This window comes from Sandarakinorhabdus rubra (genome assembly GCF_010994245.1).
Lineage (GTDB): Bacteria > Pseudomonadota > Alphaproteobacteria > Sphingomonadales > Sphingomonadaceae > Sandarakinorhabdus > Sandarakinorhabdus rubra.
Genome location: NZ_WMHO01000447.1, coordinates 1 through 666, shown reverse-complemented (window position 1 = coordinate 666; position 666 = coordinate 1). Strand labels below are relative to the sequence as shown.

Genomic DNA, 666 nt, shown 5'->3' with positions numbered 1-666 from the left:
GCTGCTGGCGGTCCTGCAGCTGGCCGTCCCGGCACAGGCCGCGCCCACCTATCCGCCGCTCACCGGCCGGGTCACCGATGCGGCCGGCGTGCTGACCCCCGAAGCGGCGGCGGCGCTGGAGGGGCGGCTGAAGGCGCTCGAGGATCAGGGCGGCACCCAGCTGGTGGTAGCCACCGTGGCTAGCCTCGAAGGCTATGAGATCGAGGACTATGGCGTCGGCCTGCTGCGCCACTGGGGCATCGGCCAGAAGGACGTGAACAACGGCGCCATCCTGCTCGTGGCCCCCACCGAGCGCAAGGTGCGCATCGAGGTGGGCTATGGCCTCGAAGGCGTGCTCACCGACGCCATGTCGAGCCAGATCATCCGGCGCGACATCATCCCCCGTTTCAAGGCTGGCGACATGGCCGGTGGCATCACTGCCGGCGCCGACAGGCTGATCACATTGCTCGCGCTGCCGCCCGATCAGCAGAAGCAGGCGGTGGCCGCCGCGCAGGCCAGCACCGAGAGCCGCGCCGACAGTGATGGCGTGTCGATCATCAAGGTGATCTTCTGGGTGATCGTCATCCTGTGGCTGATCGGTGCGACGGGCGGCGGTGGCGGCGGGCGCGGCCGGCGGCGCGGCCCGGTGATCATCTGGGGCCCCGGCATGGGCGGCAGCTGGAGCGG

General features: G+C 70.9%; 1 protein-coding gene. It reads left to right on the top strand.

Annotated elements, in window-relative coordinates:
- Positions 1–666 (top strand): TPM domain-containing protein (locus GJV64_RS15195; RefSeq protein ID WP_164158364.1); only part of this gene is annotated, 666 nt, incomplete at both ends.